The sequence below is a fragment of the Streptomyces sp. NPDC006610 genome (assembly GCF_040611575.1).
Lineage (GTDB): Bacteria > Actinomycetota > Actinomycetes > Streptomycetales > Streptomycetaceae > Streptomyces.
Window position 1 is genome coordinate 21610 of record NZ_JBEXOP010000039.1, and the last position, 21488, is coordinate 43097.

Genomic DNA, 21488 nt, shown 5'->3' on the forward strand with positions numbered 1-21488 from the left:
CGGAATGTGACGCGGGCTACGCTTCCCCCGCAGCTCGAACGGGGTGGAGGGGGAGTCCGGTGGAGCCGACGGCCATCGGTGTGCGACTGGCGTCCGCGGCGGCGGCGCCGCTGGTGCGCAAGCTGTTCGTGAGCGAGGGAGCGGGCGCCGGTCTGGTGGACCGGCCCGTGCGGATCTCGGGGTACGTGTCCTTCAAAGGGGAGAAACGGCGGCTGGACCGTGCCGACGTGACCGGGCTGGCCGCCGAACTGGTCCGCCGCGCCCTCAAGAGCCCCGGCGAGCGCCCGTTGCCCGAGGGCGAGGAGGAGGCCGTCGTCCACGCGCTGGCCGACACCCTCTACGCCCTCGGCGACCTGGACATGACCGACGTACAGGCCGTGGAGCTGGGCCACGAGAGGCTGGCCGCGCGGTTGCGCGCCGCGAGCGGGCACCCCGAGCGCGACCTCTCCGCCGACGCCGCCCACTTCCACTCCCGCCTGCTGACCACCGCCTGCCTGCACGTCCTGCACTTCTTCACCCAGCGCTCCGCCTTCGTCCCCCGGACCCTGGTGGAGCAGACCCGGCGCCAGGGCGAACTGCTCGCCAAGGTGGACGAGCTGATCGCCCGCACCCCTGGCCCCGGCGACGCCGACGCGTCCTTCGAGCAGCGCTACGCGTCGTACGTCGCCACCCGGCACGGCCAGCTGACGATCTACGGCATCGACCTGGCGAACTCCCCCGACCGCTGGCCGCTGGACGCGGCCTATCTGAGCCTCCAGGCCCTCGTCCCCGGCGCAGACGACCACGTCGGGGGCCCGGACGGCACCCGGGTCGCCTCCGCGGCGACGCTGCCCGCCGAGGAGGCCCTCGCCGACCACGACCGGGTCCTGCTGCGCGGGGTCGCGGGCTCCGGCAAGACCACACTGGTGCAGTGGCTCGCGGTGACCGCCGCCCGCGGCGAGCGCGGCGACCGGGTCCCCTTCGTCCTCCCGCTGCGCACCCTGATCCGCCGCCCCGACGGCCTGCCCGTCCCCGACGCCTTCCTCGCCGCCGTACGCGTCCCCTTCCACGCGGGCCAGCCCGACGGCTGGGCGGACCGCGTCCTCACCGCCCGCCGCGGACTCCTGCTCGTCGACGGCATCGACGAGATCCCCGAACGCGAGCGTGAGCGCACCCGGCGCTGGCTGCGCGAACTCCTCGACGTCTATCCCGGCAACCAGTGGCTGGTCACCTCCCGCCCCTCCGCCGTACGGGAGGACTGGCTGGCCCCCGAGGGATTCGCCGAACTGGCGCTCACACCGATGAGCCACGACGACGTGGCCGCCTTCGTCGCCCGCTGGCACACCGCCGCCCGCGCCGGCGCCTCCGGGCCCGAGCTGGAGCGCCTCGACGCCTACGAACGCTCCCTGCTCGACGCCGTCCGCACCAAGCCCGACCTCGGCCGGCTCGCCACCAACCCGTTGATGTGCGGGCTGATCTGCGCCCTGCACCGCGACCGGCGCGGCTATCTCCCGCACGGCCGCCAGGAGTTGTACGACGCCGCCCTGTCGATGCTGCTCGCCCGGCGGGACGAGGAACGCGACATGTTCGCGCCCGGCGAGGACGGCGTCCGCCTCACCGAACTCCCCCAGATCCAGCTGCTCCAGCGGCTCGCCTACTGGCTGATCCGCAACAACCAGTCCGAGATGGACCGCGACCGCGCCGAGCGCATCGTCGCCGACGTCCTGCCCTCGCTCCCGGCCGCCGCGGCGCAGGGCGACGCCGCCCGGATCCTCGGCCATCTGCTGGTCCGCAGCGGCCTGCTGCGCGAACCGGCCGCCGGGACCGTGGAGTTCGTGCACCGCACCTTCCAGGACTACCTCGGCGCGAAGGCCGCCGTGGAGGACGGCGACTTCGGCCTGCTGGTGCGGGGCGCGGCGGACGAGCAGTGGGCGGACGTCGTCCGGCTGGCGGTGGCGCACGCCCGGCCCCGCGAACGCGCCGAACTGCTGCGGGACCTCACCGCAGAGGCGGACCGGCTGGAGGGCGCCGCGAGCACCCGCGTACGGCTGCTGGCACTGGCCGCGCTGGAACACGCGACGGAGCTGGACCCAGCGGTGCGCGCGGAGGTCGAGCGGCACGCGGCGGCGCTGATACCGCCCCGGACCACCGAGGAGGCGCGTGCACTCGCATCCGTCGGGCCGCTCGCGCTGGAACTGCTGCCCGGGCCGGAAGGGCTGAGCGTCGAGGAGGCGCGGGCGGTCGTCGTCACCGCCTCCCTCATCGGCACGGACGCGGCCGTACCGGTGCTCGCCCGCTTCCGCTCCCACCCGGCCCTGGACGTGCGCGCCCAGCTCACCTGGACCTGGAACCGCTTCCCGACCCGCCGCTACGGCGAGGACGTCGTCGCGCACCTGCGTGAGGACGGCCTCTTCTTCTCCGCCCGCTCGGGGGAACAACTGCGTTTCCTCCGGGAGTTGGGCGGCCGGCCTGGAGTCCAGCTGGTCGGCGACATCGATCCGGACGACATCGTCGCCGGACTCGTCCCCGAACGGCTGACCGAACTCGCCGTCCGGAACAACGAGCGCCTGACGGACCTGGACTGGCTGAGGCCACTGCACCGGCTCACGTACTTCGATCTCAGCCGCTGTCCCCTGGTCGGCGACCTGACCCCGCTCGCGAACCTGCCGCTGACCCGGCTGTCCCTGGACTCCATGCCCGGCCTGCAGGAACCCGACCTGCTGTCCGTGCTCGGCGAGTCGGCCACTTTGGACCAGCTCGACATCGGGCTCACCCTCCAGGGCGAATCCCTCGACAAGGCGCTCCCCGCCGATCTGCCGCTGCGCTACCTGCGGCTCACGAAGAACGCGGTCTGGCTCACGGGACTGCGCGGCCTGCACCGGTTCCGGTCGCTGAAGCAGCTCAGTCTCGCGAGCCTCTTCACGGAGCTGACCGCCGGGGACTACGAGGAGATCGCCCGCCTGCCCGCGCTGACGGATCTGCGGATCAACTGGGAAGCCGTGGGCTGGCACGGCCCTCCGCTGCCCGGCGTCACCGCTCTGCGGCTCAACAGGGTCCTCGGCACGGAGGACTTGAGCCGGATCCCGGAGCTGTTCCCGAACGTCCGCGCGATCACCGTCGTCCTCGCGCCGGAGACGGACACCCTGCCGGACGGTCTCCTCGAGACCCTGCCCGTCGCCCCGAGCATCAAGAGAATCCGCGGAGTCGTGTGACGCAGGCCTCTAGCACCCTACCGTCCGGTAACCCTACGGTTCCTCTCACGCCACCCTCGCCCACGAACATGCACACGACACATGGCCGTGCACCAACGTGAGAGGAACCCCCCACCATGACGGGACGCCGCACCTGGCTCCGCAGAACCGCCACCACCGCCGTCTCCGCCGCCGCGCTGGTGGCCCTCGCCGCCCCCGCCGAGGCCGCCGCCCCGGCCGGCGCCCCGACGGCCACCGCCGCCGCCGTGACGGCCGCCGCCGCGGACGTCGACTACGCCACCTGGCAGCGGGACTGCCAGGCCGTGATGGACCAGGCGCTGCCGTACCTCGAGCAGCGGATCGCCCAGCCGAAGCCGGGCGAGAAGCAGGCGATCGTCCTCGACATCGACAACACCGCCCTGGAGACCGACTTCGGCTTCAGCTACCCGCAGCCGGCCAACCGGCCGGTCCTGGAGATCGCCGAGTACGCCCAGGAGCGCGGCGTCGACGTCTTCTTCGTCACCGCCCGCCCCGGCATCATCGCCGCCCCGACCGAGTACAACCTGGAGCGCGTCGGCTACGAGGTCGAGGGCCTGTACGTCCGCGGCTTCTTCGACCTCTTCAAGGACGTCGCCGCGTACAAGACGGCCAAGCGCGTGGAGATCGAGTCCAAGGGCTACACGATCATCGCGAACATCGGCAACAACACCACCGACCTGTCGGGCGGCCACGCCGAGAAGACCTACAAGCTGCCGGACTACGACGGCCAGCTGTCGTAATCGCGCGGCATCCGGGAACGGACGAGGGCCGGCGCCCGAAGGCGCCGGCCCTTGTCGTGTGCCGGGACGGTTACACGTCCTTGCTCAGGTTCGGTCCGGCGCCGCCGGCCGCCTGCTCGATCGGCGGGGCGTCGGGCAGGGCCGACTTCTCCTCGCCGCGGAAGGTGAAGGTCTGGGCGTCGCCCTCGCCCTCGGTGTCCACGACCACGATGTGACCGGGGCGCAGCTCGCCGAAGAGGATCTTCTCCGACAGCGTGTCCTCGATCTCGCGCTGGATGGTCCGGCGCAGCGGCCGGGCGCCCAGCACGGGGTCGTAGCCCTTCTTGGACAGCAGTTCCTTGGCGGACTGGGAGAGCTCGATGCCCATGTCCCGGTCCTTCAGACGCTCGTCCACCTTGCCGACCATCAGGTCGACGATCCGCAGGATGTCGCCCTGGGTCAGCTGCGGGAAGACCACCACGTCGTCCACGCGGTTGAGGAACTCGGGCCGGAAGTGCTGCTTGAGCTCGTCCGAGACCTTGTTCTTCATGCGCTCGTAGTTGGTCTTCGTGTCGCCCGCGGCGGCGAAGCCGAGGTTGAAGCCCTTGGAGATGTCCCGGGTGCCGAGGTTGGTCGTCATGATGATGACCGTGTTCTTGAAGTCCACGACCCGGCCCTGGGAGTCGGTCAGGCGGCCGTCCTCCAGGATCTGCAGCAGCGAGTTGAAGATGTCCGGGTGGGCCTTCTCGACCTCGTCGAAGAGGACGACCGAGAACGGCTTGCGGCGCACCTTCTCCGTCAGCTGGCCGCCCTCCTCGTAGCCCACGTAGCCGGGGGGCGAGCCGAAGAGACGCGACACCGTGTGCTTCTCGCTGAACTCCGACATGTCGAGGGAGATCAGCGCGTCCTCGTCGCCGAAGAGGAACTCGGCGAGCGCCTTGGACAGCTCCGTCTTACCGACGCCGGAGGGGCCGGCGAAGATGAACGAGCCGCCCGGACGCTTCGGGTCCTTCAGACCGGCACGCGTACGGCGGATCGCCTTCGACAGCGCCTTGACGGCGTCGTTCTGGCCGATGACCCGCTTGTGCAGCTCGTCCTCCATGCGGAGCAGACGGCTGGACTCCTCCTCGGTCAGCTTGAAGACCGGAATGCCGGTGGCCGTGGCCAGGACCTCGGCGATCAGCTCGCCGTCGACCTCGGCGACGACGTCCATGTCGCCGGCCTTCCACTCCTTCTCCCGCTTGGCCTTGGCGGCCAGGAGCTGCTTCTCCTTGTCGCGGAGGGAGGCGGCCTTCTCGAAGTCCTGCGAGTCGATCGCGGACTCCTTGTCCCGGCGGACGCCGGCGATCTTCTCGTCGAACTCGCGCAGGTCCGGCGGCGCGGTCATCCGGCGGATGCGCATCCGGGAGCCGGCCTCGTCGATCAGGTCGATCGCCTTGTCCGGCAGGAAGCGGTCCGAGATGTACCGGTCGGCCAGGGTGGCGGCCTGGACCAGCGCCTCGTCGGTGATCGAGACGCGGTGGTGCGCCTCGTACCGGTCGCGCAGGCCCTTGAGGATCTCGATGGTGTGCGGCAGGGACGGCTCCGCGACCTGGATGGGCTGGAAGCGGCGCTCCAGGGCCGCGTCCTTCTCCAGGTGCTTGCGGTACTCGTCCAGCGTGGTCGCGCCGATGGTCTGCAGCTCACCGCGGGCCAGCATCGGCTTCAGGATCGAGGCGGCGTCGATGGCGCCCTCGGCGGCGCCCGCACCGACCAGCGTGTGCAGCTCGTCGATGAACAGGATGATGTCGCCGCGGGTGCGGATCTCCTTGAGGACCTTCTTCAGGCGCTCCTCGAAGTCACCGCGGTAGCGGGAGCCGGCGACCAGCGCGCCGAGGTCCAGGGTGTAGAGGTGCTTGTCCTTGAGGGTCTCGGGCACCTCGCCCTTGACGATGGCCTGGGCGAGGCCCTCGACGACGGCGGTCTTGCCGACGCCGGGCTCACCGATCAGGACCGGGTTGTTCTTGGTACGGCGGGACAGCACCTGCATGACCCGCTCGATCTCCTTCTCGCGCCCGATGACCGGGTCGAGCTTGGACTCACGAGCGGCCTGGGTGAGGTTCCGGCCGAACTGGTCGAGGACCAGGGACGTCGAGGGCGTGCCCTCGGCAGGCCCGCCTGCGGTGGCGGTCTCCTTGCCCTGGTAACCGGAGAGCAGCTGGATCACCTGCTGCCGCACGCGGTTCAGATCAGCGCCCAGCTTGACCAGGACCTGGGCGGCGACGCCCTCGCCCTCACGGATCAGGCCGAGCAGGATGTGCTCCGTGCCGATGTAGTTGTGGCCCAGCTGAAGGGCCTCGCGGAGCGACAGCTCCAGGACCTTCTTGGCACGGGGGGTGAAGGGGATGTGCCCGGACGGGGCCTGCTGCCCCTGCCCGATGATCTCCTCCACCTGCTGGCGGACCGCCTCGAGCGAAATCCCGAGGCTCTCAAGGGCCTTGGCGGCGACACCCTCACCCTCGTGGATCAGGCCCAGGAGGATGTGCTCGGTGCCGATGTAGTTGTGGTTGAGCATCCGGGCTTCTTCCTGAGCCAGGACGACAACCCGCCGCGCGCGGTCGGTGAACCTCTCGAACATCGTTAATCGCTCCTCAGAGCGGTCAGGCAGTGGGGGGAACTTCCCCTCCCTGTCCTTCCGCAGCTTAGTCCCGCAAGCGGGGACCGCTCATTCCAACTGCCGACACCGTCGATGGCCTCCTGACCCCGAACGCCGACATCTGCTCCAACCCGATGGTGCGAGACGATGTTCCCGCAGGCCAGGCAGTTACCCCCATCGCCAGTACGCCGATGGCGAACGTGAGACGTCCTGTCCTGCGTGTCGCCCCCTCCCACTAGGGATGTCTTACCCGCCGGCACCGACAGTCCATGCCGCGCACCCCGGTTCCCTCCGCTACGGGCGAACAACCTTGCGCCTCCCCGCACCCCCGCACGCCTTCCATCCCGCCACGCTGCGCATTCGACCCGGGACTCAGCGTAACCCGCCTGGCTTCCGCGCGGTTGCTCCTGGCATGGCCGGCCCTCTCCCGCAGACCTCTTCCGTGCCGCCGCCGCGGCGGGCGCCCGACCGGGACGGCGACGAGGTCCGGCGGTGGTACGAGGACGAGCTGGGCTGGCCCACCGCGCCCGGGACGCCGCCGCGGCTCCGGCTCGGCGTGCGCTTCGACGTGCTGGACGTCCCGGCCCAGGCGGGCCGCGCCGCACTGCGGCATCTGGGACCCGCCTCTCCGGTGGCCCTGAGGGCGGGCCGGATGCGGGTGCTGGTGGCGGCCGGCAGCGCTCCGGAGCTGCCCGGGCTGCTGGACTGGCTGGAGTGGGGCCCGCTGGCGGGAGGGCTGGATCTGAGGATGCTGGGCGAGGGGGCCGTCATGGAGGCGCCTGCGAGGGGCGCTCTCGGCGCCGGCGCTGAGCAGGGGGCCGCCGTATGGCTGCGGCCCCCCGGGCCGGGGTGCGAGGTCGAGGCCTCGCTGCCGACGGTGTCGGCCGTGGGGGGCGTTGGGGGCGCCCCCGATCTCGTGAGAGTGCTGGCCACGGTGGCGACCGAGTGCCACCGGCTGCGGCTGCGGCGCGTGTGCGCTCAGCCGTTGGCCTTCTCGTAGGCCTCGCGAATCGACGCCGGAACACGGCCGCGGTCGTTGACCTCGTAACCGTTCTCCTTCGCCCAGGCGCGGATCGCCGCGGTGTCCTGGCTGCCGCCGGACGTGGCGCGCGCCTTTCCACGGCCACCCGCAGCGCGGCCACCGGTACGCCGGCCACCCTTCACATAGGGGTCGAGAAGGCTGCGCAGCTTGTCGGCATTGGCCGTCGTGAGATCGATCTCGTAGGTCTTACCGTCCAGCGCGAACGTCACCGTCTCGTCCGCCTCGCCGCCGTCGAGGTCGTCGACAAGAAGGACCTGAACCTTCTGTGCCACTGGATTTCCTTTCATCGATAACGTGAGGGCCGGGGGTCTGCGGCGTCCGCCGTTTCGCCGCCCCCTGTTATATGCAGTACTGCAGTACGTCGGAAAGCAAACCGCTTTTGCCTGGAAAACACAAACCCCCGGCAGAGACCAACCTCCGCCGTCCCGCCCGGAAACATACGCGTTTCGGACATAGGGAACCTGGGCAGCGTGGTCGGGCGGGAATACCGGTGGAGGACGATCACAGATGCAGAAGCATCCGGCTGTTGCCCAAGGTGTTCGGTTTCACTCGTTCGAGGCCGAGGAACTCCGCGACTCCCTCGTCATAGGAACGCATCAGCTCGGCGTAGACATCCGTGTCGACCGGCGTCTCGCCGATCTCCACGAAGCCGTGCCTGCCGAAGAAGTCCACTTCGAAGGTCAGGCAGAAAACCCGGCGAACACCGAGCCAGCGCGCGGTCTCCAGCAACTTCTCCAGCAGCCGGTGGCCGACGCCGGCGCCCTTGAGGCCGGGCTTGACCGCCAGCGTGCGGACTTCCGCCAGGTCTTCCCACATCACGTGGAGCGCGCCGCAGCCGACGACCTCGGCGTTGTCGTCGCGTTCCGCGACCCAGAACTCCTGGATGTCCTCGTAAAGCGTCACCGTCGCTTTGTCGAGCAGGATGCCGTGGCGGACGTAGGCGTCAAGGAGTCGACGGACGGCCGGGACATCGCTGGTCCGGGCCCGCCGGACGGTGAGGGCTTTAGCGGTGACTTCGGGGCTCTTCGCTGACATGAGCGGACGCTATCGCCCGCCGTCCTCCGCCGCCGAGCCGGGGTTCTCGCCGACGGTATCGGGGCGCGAATGACCGGGCGGCGGTTCGGGTTCGGGTGTTTGCGGGCCCTGGGCGATGCGGATGGCGTCCCGCAGGGCCTGGCGCTGTTCCTCGCTCATCATGCCGAAGAAGGCGACGAGGGCGGCGGCGGGGTTGTCGCTGTGCGACCAGGCGTCGTTCATGAGGGCGGCGGCGTAGGCGGCGCGGGTGGAGACCGCCTCATATCGATAGGCCCGGCCTTCCGCCTCGCGGCGCACCCAGCCCTTCTGATGGAGATTGTCCAAAACGGTCATCACCGTGGTGTAGGCGATCGACCGTTCCTGCTGGAGATCTTCCAGGACTTCTCGAACGGTCACCGGGCGGTTCCACTTCCACACCCGCGTCATGACCGCGTCTTCGAGTTCTCCCAAGGGGCGAGGCACAACTCAGCACAATAGCGGCAGATCCGTACGACGGCCCGCCGCATCAGGGCATTTCCGCCGCCTGGATGCAAAAAGGGCGTACGGCTCACGCGTGCCACCGGCACGGGAGCCGTACGCCGCCTGGAGCGGGCAGGTCAGTCGGAGCCGCCCTCGGTGCGGGCGAGCGCGGCGTCGACGGCCGCGTCCTCCTTGGTCTTGTTGGCCCCGCCCTGGGTCTTCACGATGACGCGGATGACGCCGATGAAGAACGCGGCCATCACGACCGGGGGCAGGAGCGCGGAGACGTAGTCCATGACTCCAGAGTAGACATCATCCGGCGGCGAGCTGCTGCGGGGGGTTCGCGGCGGGCTGGGGCGGTTTGCGGCGGGGGAAGACCTCGCCCGGGGTGGGGACGGGGCGGCGGGAGGGCTGCGCGGGGGCCGGGCGGGCGGGGGCGTCGTGCCGCTCGGGCTTTTCGCCCGGCTTCTTCTCGGGCTGCCCGTCGCCCGCGCCCAGGACCCCGCTCAGGAATCGGCTCGGGGCTTCGCTCCGGTACGCACCCCGGTCCGCGCCCTGGATCACGACCCGGTCCGCGCCCTGGACCGCGCTCCGGGCCGCGCCCGGCGCCGCACCCCGGGCCGCGGACTGCTCGCCGAGGCCGCCGGGAAGGGCGAGGAGGCGGGTGCGGGACGCCGGGACGAGCCGCGCGGGGGCGGGCGCGGCGCTCTCGGCGAGGCGGGTGCGCACGTCCTGCTCGGCGAGCGTCCGGCAGTGGTCCAGGAGCGCCGCGGCGGCCGGGTTGCCGCGCAGGGCCCGCAGGGCGGCGAGGTCGTCGGGCACGGGCCGATGGCCGGCGCTCAGCGCCTCCTCCAGGAGGGCGAGGTACCCGGCGGCGGTGCCGGGCAGGGCGGCGCGGTAGCGGGCCAGGTCCGCCACGAGGAAGGCCCGCAGGCGGGCGCCCTCGCGCATCGCCTCGTCGAGCGACTCGGCGAGCCGAAGGCAGTCCTGGACGTCCTCGGCCGAGGCCGGACCGGGGTGAAGGGCGAGGGCGAGGGCACGGCGGAGCACACGCAGCTCCGCCACGCCGAACGCCATGCCGCCGCGGGATCCATAGGGCGTGGGCATGTGCCGACGATACGCGCTAATCGGACAAACCCGACGTAACTCCCGTCGTGTGCCGCACCGAGCCACCCGCCCGGCGGGTCGTCCGAGACGCCGGACGACCCCGGCAACCAACCCACCCCGCCCCATGGAGGCCGCAAACAGCAACGCTCCCAGGGGCGCGGGGAACTCCGCGACCGGCCATCCCATAGGCGCGCGGGGACCTGCGCGACCAGCCACTCCATGGGCGCGCGGGAGACTGCGCGACCAACCACCCCACAGGGGGGCGGAGAACCGCGCGGCCAGCCACCCGCCACCTACACACGGATCGCACCCCCGGCCTCGGGACCCGCCCCGCCCGGAGGGCGCACTCACATGCGCGACACGTTCCGCTCGTACACCAGCCGCAGCCCGATCAGCGTCAGCCACGGCTCGTGCTCGTCGATCACGGACGACTCCCCCAGCACCATCGGCGCCAGCCCGCCCGTGGCGATCACGGTCACGTCGTCCGGATCGTCCGCCAGCTCCCGGGCCATCCGGCTCACGACCCCGTCGACCTGGCCGGCGAAGCCGTAGACGATGCCCGCCTGCATCGCCTCCACCGTGTTCTTGCCGATCACGCTGCGCGGCCGGGCGACCTCGATCTTCCGCAGCTGCGCCGCCTTGACGCCCAGCGCCTCGACCGAGATCTCGATGCCGGGGGCGATGACGCCGCCGACGTACTCGCCGCGCGCGCTGACCGCGTCGAACGTCGTCGCCGTGCCGAAGTCCACGACGATCGCCGGCCCGCCGTACAGCTCGCCGGCCGCCACCGCGTTGATGATCCGGTCGGCGCCGACCTCCTTGGGGTTGTCGAACAGGATCGGCACGCCCGTCTTGACGCCCGGCTCGACCAGGACCGCGGGGACGTCGCCGTAGTACCGCCGCGTCACCTCCCGCAGTTCGTGCAGCACGGACGGCACGGTCGCGCAGATGGCGATCCCGTCGATGCCGTCGCCCAGCTCGTCGCCGAGCAGCGGGTGCATCCCCATCAGGCCCTGGAGCAGGACGGCCAGCTCGTCGGCCGTGCGGCGGGCGTCCGTGGAGATGCGCCAGTGCTCGACGATGTCCTCCCCGTCGAACAGGCCCAGGACGGTGTGCGTGTTGCCTACGTCGATCGTCAGCAGCATGGCCGGTCGCGCTCCCTACTCCGCCGCTCGCAGGTCCAGGCCGATGTCCAGGATCGGCGAGGAGTGGGTGAGGGCGCCCACGGCGAGGTAGTCGACGCCGGTGTCCGCGTAGGCCCTGGCGTTCTCCAGGGTCAGCCGCCCGGACGCCTCCAGCGCCGCGCGCCCGTGGACGAGGGCGACCGCCTCCTCGCACTCGCCGGGCGTGAAGTTGTCCAGCAGGATCAGGTCGGCGCCCGCGTCGACGACCTCGCGCAGCTGGTGCAGCGTGTCGACCTCGACCTCGATCGGCACGTCCGGGAAGGCCTCCCGCACGGCCCGGAAGGCCTGGGCGACGCCGCCCGCGGCGACGACGTGGTTGTCCTTGACGAGGGCCGCGTCGGACAGCGACATGCGGTGGTTGACGCCGCCGCCGCAGCGCACCGCGAACTTCTCCAGCGAGCGCAGGCCCGGCGTCGTCTTGCGGGTGTCGCGGACCTGCGCCTTGGCGCCCTCGAGAGCGTCCGCCCACGCGCGCGTGGCGGTCGCGATGCCCGACAGCCGGCACAGCAGGTTCAGCGCGCTGCGCTCGGCGGTGAGCAGGTCGCGGGTGCGGGTGGTGACCGAGAGCAGTTTCTGGCCCGCGGCCACCCGGTCGCCGTCCTCGACGTGCCGCTCGACCTCGAACTCGTCCTCGCAGACGATCGACACGACCGCCTCGGCGACCCGCAGGCCCGCCACGACGCCCGCCTCGCGCGCGACGAAGTCGGCGGTGGCGACGGCGTCCTCGGGGATGGTCGCGACGGTGGTCACGTCCACGCCGCCGGCCAGGTCCTCCTGGATGGCGACGTTGGCGATGTCCTCGACCTCGACCGGGTCGAGCCCGGCCTCCGCCAGGAGTTCGGCGAGCGCGGGGTCGAGACCGCACTCCAGGTACGCCTCTTCGTCGGTGTCCGCGCCGCAGGCGCAGCCGTCGCCGCAGCCGCCGGCCGGGACGAGGGGAAGGTCGGGGGTGCTCACTGCTGTCACTGCTCCTGGGGACGGTGCGCCGGATGGTGCGGGCGGACTGGGGGGAAGTCTGCGGTATCGGTGGTGCGTACGGCGAGTGTGCGGTCCGGATTCAGCCGTACGACGATGTGGCGGCGCCAGGCGTCGTCGTCGCGTCCGGCGTGGTCCTCGCGCCAGTGGCAGCCCCGGGTCTCCTCCCGCATCAGGGCCGCGGCCACCAGGACGCGGGCCACGCACAGCAGGTTGGTGGTCTCCCAGGTGTCGACGCCGGGCTCGGCCGTCTTGCCGTTCTCGTGCAGGGCGTCGCGGGCCTCGGCGTGCAGCCGCTGGAGCTGTTCGGCGGCGCCGGCCAGCGAGGCGGCCGAGCGCAGGACGCCCGCGCCCCGGGTCATGGTCCGCTGGATGGTGAAGCGGTCCTCGGGGGCGAGCAGGGGGTGCGCGGGGATCTCCGGGTGGGACACGGGCTCCGGCACGCGCGTGTGGAGGCCGCTTTCGGCGTGGGCCGCGGCGATGTCGGCGGCGATGCGCTCGGCGTAGACCAGGCCTTCGAGGAGGCTGTTGGAGGCGAGCCGGTTGGCGCCGTGCACGCCGGTGCAGGCGACCTCGCCGCAGGCGTAGAGGCCGGGGACGGTGGTCCGGCCGCGGGAGTCGGTGCGCACGCCGCCGGAAGCGTAATGGGCGGCCGGGGCGATCGGGATGGGTTCGCGGACGGGGTCGATGCCGTGGGCGCGGCAGGCGGCGAGGATCGTGGGGAAGCGGTGCTCCCACATGTCGGCCCCGAAGTGCCGCGCGTCCAGGAACATGTGTTCGGCGTCCTGCTCGTGCATCCGCCGCATGATGCCCTTGGCGACGATGTCCCGCGGGGCCAGCTCGGCCAGCTCGTGCTGGCCGACCATGAACCGCACCCCGTCGGCGTCGACCAGGTGGGCGCCCTCGCCGCGCACGGCCTCGGAGACCAGCGGCTGCTGGCCCTCGGCGTCGGGGCCGAGGAAGAGCACCGTGGGGTGGAACTGGACGAACTCCAGGTCGGAGACCTCCGCGCCCGCGCGCAGGGCGAGGGCCACGCCGTCGCCGGTGGACACGGAGGGGTTGGTGGTGGCCGAGAAGACCTGGCCCATGCCGCCGGTCGCGAGCACCACCGCGGGGGCGTGCACGGCGCCCACGCCGTCGTGCTGGCCCTCGCCCATGACGTGCAGGGTCACGCCCGCGGTGCGGCCGGCGGCGTCGGTGAGCAGGTCCAGCACGAGCGCGTTCTCGACGGTGCGCAGCCCTCGCGCGCGGACCGCCTCGACCAGGGCGCGGGAGATCTCCGCTCCGGTCGCGTCACCGCCGGCGTGCGCGATGCGGCGCCGGTGGTGGCCTCCCTCGCGGGTCAGCTCCAGGCGGCCCTCGGTGGACTCGTCGAACTGCGCGCCCGTCTCGATCAGCCGCCGCACGGCGTCCGGCCCCTCGGTGACGAGGATGCGCACCGCCTCCTCGTCGCACAGGCCCGCGCCCGCGACCAGGGTGTCCTCCAGGTGCTGCTGCGGGGTGTCGCCCTCGCCGAGGGCCGCGGCGATGCCGCCCTGCGCCCAGCGGGTGGAGCCGTCGTCCAGGCGGGCCTTGGTCACGACGACGGTGGACAGGCCGGCGGCCTCGCAGCGCAGGGCGGCGGTGAGGCCGGCGACTCCGGAGCCGACGACCACGACGTCCGCGGCGATGGACCAGCCCGGGGCGGGCGCGTGCAGTCGTATGCCTGTGGCGGTCACGAGGCGGCTCCGAAGGTGAGGGGGATGTTGTCGATCAGCCGGGTCGTGCCGACCCGGGCGGCGACGGCGAGGACGGCCTCGCCGGTGTGGCCGTCCTCGATCTCGGTGAAGTCGGAGGGGTCCACCAGGGCGAGGTAGTCCAGTTCCAGGGGCGGGTCGAGACGGGCGGCGTCGTCGAGGACCAGGCGCGCGGCGGCGCGCACGGCCGACGGGGCCACGGGTGCCGCCTTGGCGACGGCGTGCGCGTCCGCCGCCGCGCGGGACTCGCCTATGGCGCTCAGCGCCTCGGCACGCGCGCGCGTGGCGGGCACCTCGCGCGCCCGCGCGCGCAGCGCCTCCTGGGCGGCGTGCCGGTCGCGGCCCGCGAACAGCGCCTGGGACAGCGCGAGCGCGGTACGCCGCTCCCTGGGCGAGAGGTAACGGTTGCGGCTGGACAGGGCGAGGCCGTCCTCCTCGCGGACGGTCGGCACGCCGACGATCTCCACGCCGAAGTTCAGGTCGCGCACCATCCGCCGGATCAGGGCGAGCTGCTGGGCGTCCTTCTGTCCGTAGAGGGCCACGTCGGGCCGGGTGAGGTGGAGCAGCTTGGCGACGACGGTGAGCATGCCGTCGAAGTGCCCGGGGCGGGAGGCTCCCTCCAGGCGCTCGCCCATGGGGCCGGCGGTGATCCGCACCTGGGGTTCGCCGCCGGGGTAGACCTCGTCCACGGACGGGGCGAGGACGACGTCCGCGCCCGACTTCCCGGCGAGCTCGACGTCTGCCTCCAGGGTGCGCGGGTAGCGGTCGAGGTCCTCGCCGGCGCCGAACTGGAGCGGGTTGACGAAGACGGTGACCACGACCTCGCCGTCCGGGCCGGCGATGCCGCGCGCGGTGCGGATCAGCGTGGCGTGCCCCTCGTGCAGGGCGCCCATGGTCATCACGACGGCGCGGCGTCCTCGGCGCGCGCGGGCGTGCAGTTCGGCGGCGGTGCGCAGCAGGGTGGTGGTCATCCGGCGGCTCCCTCGGTGCCGTTGGTCCCGTCGGTTCCGGTGCCGTCGCCGGTCCCGTCGGCGAGCACGCCGAGCAGGTCCTCGGCGAGTTCCGCCTTGAGCAGCCCGTGGGCGAGCGCCCGGTCGGCGGTCGCGCGGGCCATCGCCAGATAGCCGGCGACGGTCGCCGGGGCGTGCCGGCGCAGTTCGGCGATGTGCGCGGCGACGGTTCCGGCGTCCCCGCGGGCGACGGGACCGGTCAGGGCGGCGTCGCCGGAGCGCAGGGCGTTGTCGAGCGCGGCGCCGAGGAGCGGGCCGAGCATCCGGTCGGGGGCCGCGACGCCGGCGGTGCGCAGCAGCTCCAGCGACTGGGCGACCAGGGTGACCAGGTGGTTGGCGCCGAGGGCGAGGGCGGCGTGGTAGAGCGGGCGGTTCTCCTCGGCGATCCACTCGGGCTCGCCGCCCATCTCGATGACCAGTGCCTCGGCGGCCAGCCGCAGCTCGTCGGGGGCGGTCACGCCGAAGGAGCAGCCGGCCAGCCGCTGGACGTCCACGGGGGTGCCGGTGAAGGTCATCGCCGGGTGCAGGGCCAGCGGGAGGCCGCCCGCGCGCAGGGCCGGGTCCATCACCCTCGCGCCGTAGCGCCCGGAGGTGTGCACCAGGAGCTGGCCGGGCCGGACGGCGCCGGTCGCGGCGAGGCCCTCCACGAGGCCGGGCAGGGCGTCGTCCGGCACGGTGAGCAGGACGAGTTCGGCGCGCTGCAGCACCTCGGCGGGGGTGACGAGGGGGACGTCGGGCAGCATCAGCGCGGCCCGCTTCCTGGAGGCGTCGGAGACCCCGGAGACCGCAACCGGGCGGTGTCCGGCGAGCTGGAGGGACGCGGCCAGCGCGGGTCCCACCCGGCCGGCGCCGACGACGCCGACGGTGAGCCGCGCGGGGCGGTCCCGGGGATCTGGCTGTTGGACTGTGCTCACGCGACGGACGCCTTCCCGTTCCAGTCCGCTCTGGGTACCGGACGATTTCTCGTCATGTTAACGCGATTGGTTCGGGGCGTGTCCGGTCGTCCACAGGCTGTGGGCAACGCGACGCCGGAGGGCGAGCGGCTCACCTGGACGCGTACCGCGATCCTGGGCGGGGAACGCACATCCCGCGCGGGCGACCTGCATGCGACGCCCCCGCGCGGGACCTGTGCGCGGGAAAAGCGGCTGCCCGGGTGGGCCGGCGCACGGCATGATCCGGTCCATGAGCGAGATGGCCGAACGGGGCGCGGAGGGACCGGAGTCGCAGGCTGCACCGGGGTCGGTGCCGGAGCAGGCTGCCGAGCAGGAGCAGGCGCAGGCGCCGGACCGGGAGCAGGTGTCGCTCGACGAGGAGCGCAAGCGGCGCTTCGAGCGGCGCAAGGCCGTCTACCGGCATGCGCGGGTCCTCGCACGCCCCGGCGCGTTCGGCACGCTCCGCGAGCGCCTGGCGCTGCTGGAGTCCGCCGGCGAGTGGTACGACCTGGACGAGCGGTCCGACATCTACGGCAACGGCGTCGTCGCCGCCCTGGAGGAGAAGGTCGCCGCACTGCTCGGGACCGAAGACGCCGCCTTCTTCCCGACCGGCACGATGGCCCAGCAGGTCGCCCTGCGCTGCTGGGCCGGCCGCACCGGCGACCCGACCGTCGCCCTGCACGCCCTCGCCCACCCCGAAGTGCATGAACGCGGCGCGTTCACCCTGGTCAGCGGCCTGCGACCGGTCCGAGTCACCGGCGAGCCCCGACTGCCGACCGCCGCCGAGATACGCGCATTCGAGGAGCCGTTCGGGACGCTGATGCTGGAGCTGCCGCTGCGGGACGCCGGGTTCGTGCTGCCCTCCTGGTCGGAGCTGACCGAGGTGGTGGAGGCGGCGCGGGAGCGTGACGCCGTGGTGCACTTCGACGGCGCGCGCCTGTGGGAGACCACCGAGCACTTCGGCCGCCCCCTCGCCGAGATAGCGGGCCTGGCGGACAGCGTCTACGTGTCGTTCTACAAGTCCCTCGACGGGTTCGGCGGCGCGGCCCTGGCCGGCCCGAGGACTCTGATCGAGCAGTCCAGGGCCTGGCGGCACCGCTACGGCGGCCAGGTCTTCCAGCAGTTCCCGACCGCGCTGTCGGCGCTCGCCGGGCTGGAGCGGGAGCTGCCCAGGCTGCCGGACTACGTGCGGCAGGCGCGCGTGGTGGCCCGCGCGCTGAGCGGGGGCTTCGCCGCGGCCGGGCTGCCCTGGACGCGGGTGCATCCGCAGGTGCCGCACACCAACGAGTTCCAGGTCTGGCTGCCCTTCGACGCCGACGTCGTCGCCGAGGCGGCGGTCCGTACGGCCGAGGAGACCGGCACGCTGCTGTTCGCCAACGCGTGGGACGCGAAGGCGCCGGGGATCGCTTTCACGGAGGTGTACGTGCGCGCGGCGGGCCTGGAGTGGTCCGCCGGGGACGTGCGGGCGGCGGTGGCGGACTTCACGGCCAGGCTGCCGTAGAAAGAGCCGGCCGTGGGAGAGCCGGCCCCGGAAGCCGGCCCTGGGACAGGCAGCCATAGAAGAGCCGGCCGCAGGAGACGCGCCCGCGAAGGAGGCCGGCCCGCGGCCGTCGGGGAGACGGCCGGCCGGTCAGTCGAAGCGGATGTGCCGGGCCCCGACGCGGGCCTGGCGCAGCCGGGTGCGCAGCGCGCCCTCGGTGTTCCGCCGCAGGGTCAGCCCGGCCAGGACGGCGATGCGGTCCGCGGTCTTCGGCACGGTCGTGTGGTCCGTCCACAGGTGCTCGGCGAACTCCGGCTCGCGCAGCCGCTCCAGGCAGTGGTCCAGTTGCTGCAGGGCCCAGCTCTCCCGGCGTTTCCAGGCGTTCGTCCCGCCGACGTACTGGAGCAGGTGCCCGAAGCTCCGCTCCCGCAGCCGCCTGAGCACGGTCTCGCGCTCGGCCAGCAGCGTGAAATGCCGTACGTCGTGCCCCAGTTCGCGCAGCCGGCCGACGGTCTCGGCGAAGCAGGCGGAGTCGGTGACCGTCATCGGCGCGATGACCACGCCGTCGTGCCGGGTCAGGGCGATGTCCAGCACCTCGACCACGCCCTGCCGCCAGGAGGCCAGTTCCTGGAAGTCGCCGCGGAGTCGGGGCGGCATCATGCGGCGCAGGCCGAAGCCGGCGTGCTCGGGGTCGCAGATGACGCTGCCGGGCAGCCGGCGCCGGATCTCATGTGCGGTCTGTGTCTTGCCGCCCCCGAAGGGGCCGTTGATCCACAGGAGCATGCGCCGACCCTACCGGCGCGCCGCCCGCCGGTCAGCCGCGTCAGCCGCGCCCGCCGGCCCGCACCAGCCCCGTCTCGTAGGCGAGGACGACCACCTGCACCCGGTCCCGCAGCCCCAGCTTGGTCAGGATCCGGCCCACGTGCGTCTTGACCGTCGCCTCGGACAGCACCAGACGCGCCGCGATCTCCCCGTTGGACAGCCCCTGCGCGACCAGCACCATGACCTCGCGCTCGCGTTCGGTGAGCCGCTCCAGCTCCTTGTGGCGGGGCTCCCCGCCGCTGCTGGGCAGCATCGGCGCGAACCGGTCGAGCAGGCGCCGGGTCGTGGAGGGGGCCACGACGGCGTCGCCGCTGTGCACCGAGCGGATGGCGGCGAGCAGCTCGCCGGGCGGCACGTCCTTGAGCATGAAGCCGGAGGCGCCGGCCTTGAGCGCCGAGAAGGCGTACTCGTCCAGGTCGAAGGTGGTCAGGATGAGCACCTTGGGCGGATCGTCGTCGGCGCAGATGCGGCGGGTGGCCTCCACGCCGTCCAGCTTCGGCATGCGCACGTCCATCAGGACCACGTCGACGTCGGTCGCACGCAGCACCTGGAGGGCCTCGACGCCGTCGCCCGCCTCCGCGACGACCTCCATGTCCGGCTGGGCGGCGAGCACCATCCGGAACCCGGTGCGCAGCAGCACCTGGTCGTCGACGAGCATCACGCGGATCGTCATCGGGTCCTCTTCCGTGTCGGGGCGGGCCGTACGTCGGGCCCGGGCGGGGTGTCGCAGGGCGAGGCGACTGGGGTGGCGCAGGGGGTGGCTGGGGTGGCGCAGGCGGTGTGACAGGTGTCAACGGGGGACATGCGTCGGCGTCAGTGCGCGGGTTTCAGCGGGAGCAGGGCACTGATCCGGAATCCTCCGCCCGGACGCGGGCCCGCGTCCAGCGTGCCGCCGACCATGCCGACCCGCTCGCGCATGCCGATCAGGCCGTGGCCCCGGCCGTCGACGCCGCCCTCCTCGTACAGCTCGTGCGGCGCACCCTTGCCGTCGTCCTCCACGAGCAGGCCGAGGCCGTCGTCGAAGTAGACCAGGCGCACGCTGGCGCCCGCGTTGGGCCCGCCGTGCTTGCGGGTGTTGGTGAGCGCCTCCTGCACGATGCGGTACGCGGTCAGCTCCACGCCGCTCGGCAGGGGGCGCGGCGTGCCCTCCACGCGGAAGTCCACGGGCAGCCCGGCGTCGCGGCACTGCTCCACGAGGTCCTTGATCTGCTCGACGTCGGGCTGCGGGACGTACTCCCCGCTCTCCTGGTGCTCGCCGGTGCGCAGCACGCCCAGCAGCCGGCGCATCTCGGCGAGGGCCTGCCGGCCGGTGGAGGAGATGGTCTCCAGGGCCTTGCGCGCCTGGTCCGGCGAGGAGTCGAGGACGTAGGCGGCGCCGTCGGCCTGCACCACCATGACGGACACGTTGTGCGCGACGACGTCGTGCAGCTCGCGGGCGATCCGCGCGCGCTCGGCGGCCACCGCCACCTTGGCCTGCGCCTCGCGCTCCGTCTCCAGCCGGGCCGCGCGCTCCTCCAGCTGGGCGAAGTAGGCGCGGCGGGTGCGGACGGAGTCGCCCAGGACCCAGGCCAGCGCGAAGGGGACGGTCTGGAAGATCGCGATGGCGACGTTGCCGAGGGCGCCCGTCGCGTCCTCCGGCCAGCGCAGCTGGGCCAGGGGCGCCGCGCACAGGCCGCCTATCAGGGCGAACCGGGACGCCCAGCGGTCGCCGTTGGCGGCCACGGTGTAGATGATCACCAGCATGGCGAAGTCGGCGGCCGTGGTCGCCACGTCCAGCGCGAGCTGGAGCACGCCCACACAGGCCGCCAGCACCAGCATCCTCTCCGGCATACGGCGGCGCAGCACGACCACCAGGCACAGCAGCAGCGTCACCGGGACGAGCAGGACGGGCAGGTCGGTCCCCGTCTCCTCCTGCCTCACCGTTCCGCCCGCGACGGAGATCCCGAACAGGACGAGGGCGAAGAAGCCGTCGACCCACGTCGGGTGGTTGCGGAGGAAGTCGTAGAGGCGTTGCACGTAACCCAGCGTAGGGAAGCCGGATGCGTGCGGGAGTCAACCGGAGGACCGATCCGCGGGGCCCCGGCGTACTCCGCAAGGTGGAGGTGCCGCTCGCCAGTGCGCCTAGCCTGACGCTGTGACGAACGAGACGACGCGGAGGCGGGAGTGGCGCGGCTGGCGGGCGGCCGCCGAGGACGCGCTGTACGGGCCGGGCGGCTTCTACCGCCGCCCCGAGGGCCCCGCGGGTCACTTCCGCACGTCCGTGCACGCCTCGCCCTTGTTCGCGGCGGCCGTGGCGCGGCTGCTGGAGCGGGTCGACGAGGCGCTGGGCCGGCCGGCCGCGCTGGACTTCGTGGACATGGCGGCGGGCCGGGGGGAACTCGTCGCCGGCGTGCTCGCCGCGCTGCCCGCCGGCGTGGCGGCCCGGACGCGCGCGTACGCCGTGGAGATCGCCGCGCGTCCGCCGGGGCTCGATCCCCGCGTGGTGTGGCTGGCCGAGCCGCCTCGGACCGTCACGGGGCTGCTGTTCGCCAACGAGTGGCTGGACAACGTGCCCGTGGAGGTGGCGGAGGTGGACCCCGCGGGCACCGCGCGGGTGGTCCTCGTGGCCGACGACGGGTCCGAACGGCTCGGCGACGCGGTGTCGGGCGCCGAGGCGGACTGGCTCGCGCGGTGGTGGCCGCTGCTGGCCGAGGAGGGGCTGCGGGCGGAGATCGGGCTGCCCCGGGACGAGGCGTGGGCGTCGGTCGTCGCGCGGGTGCAGCGCGGGCTGGCCGTCGCCGTGGACTACGCCCACACGGCGGACGCGCGACCCCCGTTCGGAACGCTCACCGGCTTCCGCGCGGGGCGCGAGACGGCGCCCGTGCCGGACGGGACCTGCGACATCACCGCGCACGTCGCCCTGGACGCCTGTGCCCTGCCCGGCGGGCGCCTGCTGCGGCAGCGCGACGCCCTGCACGCCCTCGGCATCACCGGCGCACGCCCTCCGCTCGCGCTCGCCTCCACCGACCCCGCCGGCTATGTGCGCGCCCTCGCGAGCGCCGGCGAGGCCGCCGAACTGACGGCGACCGGCGGGCTGGGCGACTTCGGCTGGCTGGTCCAGCCGGCCGGCGTCCCGGCCCTCCTGTGAACCGGCGGACCGGCGG

19 protein-coding genes are annotated in these 21488 nt (G+C 73.0%); 5 read left to right on the top strand and 14 right to left on the bottom strand.

Annotation, left to right across the window (positions count from 1 at the left end; all coding sequences use genetic code 11):
* The first annotated feature begins 59 nt into the window (after nt 1-59).
* A complete protein-coding gene (locus ABZY13_RS26475) occupies nt 60-3191 on the top strand; it encodes an NACHT domain-containing protein (RefSeq protein ID WP_356634953.1) in 3132 nt (1043 codons plus the stop codon).
* A gap of 116 nt (nt 3192-3307) precedes the next feature.
* A complete protein-coding gene (locus ABZY13_RS26480) occupies nt 3308-3949 on the top strand; it encodes an HAD family acid phosphatase (protein WP_356634955.1) in 642 nt (213 codons plus the stop codon).
* 70 nt (nt 3950-4019) lie between these two features.
* Here ABZY13_RS26480 and ABZY13_RS26485 read toward each other — a convergent pair whose 3' ends face one another.
* Complete coding sequence (locus ABZY13_RS26485) at nt 4020-6545, bottom strand: ATP-dependent Clp protease ATP-binding subunit (protein ID WP_356634957.1); 2526 nt, start codon at nt 6543-6545, stop codon at nt 4020-4022.
* A gap of 430 nt (nt 6546-6975) precedes the next feature.
* On the opposite strand from ABZY13_RS26485, the gene ABZY13_RS26490 reads away from it, so the two are divergent.
* Complete coding sequence (locus ABZY13_RS26490) at nt 6976-7563, top strand: SCO3374 family protein (protein ID WP_356634959.1); 588 nt, start codon at nt 6976-6978, stop codon at nt 7561-7563.
* Here the strand turns inward: ABZY13_RS26490 and ABZY13_RS26495 are convergent.
* The 10 genes from ABZY13_RS26495 to ABZY13_RS26540 form a co-directional block, all read right to left on the bottom strand.
* Entirely contained in the window at nt 7542-7877 is a 336-nt protein-coding gene (locus ABZY13_RS26495; protein ID WP_356634961.1) for an Lsr2 family protein, read from the bottom strand. The two genes, ABZY13_RS26490 and ABZY13_RS26495, sit on opposite strands and share 22 nt — an antisense overlap.
* A 229-nt stretch (nt 7878-8106) precedes the next feature.
* On the bottom strand, nt 8107-8640 hold the full coding sequence (locus ABZY13_RS26500) for an amino-acid N-acetyltransferase (RefSeq protein ID WP_356634963.1): 534 nt from the start codon (nt 8638-8640) through the stop codon (nt 8107-8109).
* 9 nt (nt 8641-8649) lie between these two features.
* Complete coding sequence (locus ABZY13_RS26505; protein ID WP_356634965.1) at nt 8650-9090, bottom strand: BlaI/MecI/CopY family transcriptional regulator; 441 nt, start codon at nt 9088-9090, stop codon at nt 8650-8652.
* Between the two features lie 146 nt (nt 9091-9236).
* A complete protein-coding gene (locus ABZY13_RS26510) occupies nt 9237-9395 on the bottom strand; it encodes a hypothetical protein (protein ID WP_356634967.1) in 159 nt (52 codons plus the stop codon).
* A gap of 16 nt (nt 9396-9411) precedes the next feature.
* Complete coding sequence (locus ABZY13_RS26515; protein WP_356635043.1) at nt 9412-10176, bottom strand: hypothetical protein; 765 nt, start codon at nt 10174-10176, stop codon at nt 9412-9414.
* Between the two features lie 377 nt (nt 10177-10553).
* Nucleotides 10554-11351 (bottom strand): type III pantothenate kinase, encoded by a 798-nt coding sequence (locus ABZY13_RS26520; protein ID WP_356634969.1) that lies wholly within the window; start codon nt 11349-11351, stop codon nt 10554-10556.
* Nucleotides 11352-11366: 15 nt separating this feature from the next.
* Nucleotides 11367-12347: a carboxylating nicotinate-nucleotide diphosphorylase gene (nadC, locus tag ABZY13_RS26525; protein ID WP_356634971.1), complete on the bottom strand. Its 981-nt coding sequence runs from the start codon at nt 12345-12347 to the stop codon at nt 11367-11369.
* A gap of 5 nt (nt 12348-12352) precedes the next feature.
* Entirely contained in the window at nt 12353-14083 is a 1731-nt protein-coding gene (locus ABZY13_RS26530; RefSeq protein WP_356634973.1) for an L-aspartate oxidase, read from the bottom strand.
* Entirely contained in the window at nt 14080-15072 is a 993-nt protein-coding gene (gene panC / locus ABZY13_RS26535) for a pantoate--beta-alanine ligase (protein WP_356634975.1), read from the bottom strand. The genes ABZY13_RS26530 and panC overlap by 4 nt, the downstream gene beginning before the upstream one ends.
* Nucleotides 15069-16025 (bottom strand): DUF2520 domain-containing protein, encoded by a 957-nt coding sequence (locus ABZY13_RS26540; RefSeq protein WP_356634977.1) that lies wholly within the window; start codon nt 16023-16025, stop codon nt 15069-15071. Before ABZY13_RS26540 ends, panC begins: the two co-directional genes overlap by 4 nt.
* A gap of 277 nt (nt 16026-16302) precedes the next feature.
* Here ABZY13_RS26540 and ABZY13_RS26545 point away from each other — a divergent pair, with 277 nt between their 5' ends.
* Nucleotides 16303-17544 (top strand): beta-eliminating lyase-related protein, encoded by a 1242-nt coding sequence (locus ABZY13_RS26545; protein WP_356635045.1) that lies wholly within the window; start codon nt 16303-16305, stop codon nt 17542-17544.
* Nucleotides 17545-17673: 129 nt separating this feature from the next.
* Here the strand turns inward: ABZY13_RS26545 and ABZY13_RS26550 are convergent, their stop codons facing one another.
* The 3 genes from ABZY13_RS26550 to ABZY13_RS26560 form a co-directional block, all read right to left on the bottom strand.
* Nucleotides 17674-18306 (bottom strand): AAA family ATPase, encoded by a 633-nt coding sequence (locus tag ABZY13_RS26550; protein WP_356634979.1) that lies wholly within the window; start codon nt 18304-18306, stop codon nt 17674-17676.
* Between the two features lie 40 nt (nt 18307-18346).
* On the bottom strand, nt 18347-19018 hold the full coding sequence (locus ABZY13_RS26555) for a response regulator transcription factor (RefSeq protein WP_356634981.1): 672 nt from the start codon (nt 19016-19018) through the stop codon (nt 18347-18349).
* A gap of 140 nt (nt 19019-19158) precedes the next feature.
* Complete coding sequence (locus tag ABZY13_RS26560; RefSeq protein ID WP_356634983.1) at nt 19159-20361, bottom strand: sensor histidine kinase; 1203 nt, start codon at nt 20359-20361, stop codon at nt 19159-19161.
* Nucleotides 20362-20479: 118 nt separating this feature from the next.
* Between ABZY13_RS26560 and ABZY13_RS26565 the strand changes: the two genes are divergently transcribed.
* Nucleotides 20480-21472 carry an SAM-dependent methyltransferase gene (locus ABZY13_RS26565; RefSeq protein WP_356634985.1) on the top strand — a complete coding sequence of 331 codons (993 nt, stop codon included), beginning with the start codon at nt 20480-20482 and terminating at the stop codon, nt 21470-21472.
* Nucleotides 21473-21488 lie beyond the last annotated feature (16 nt).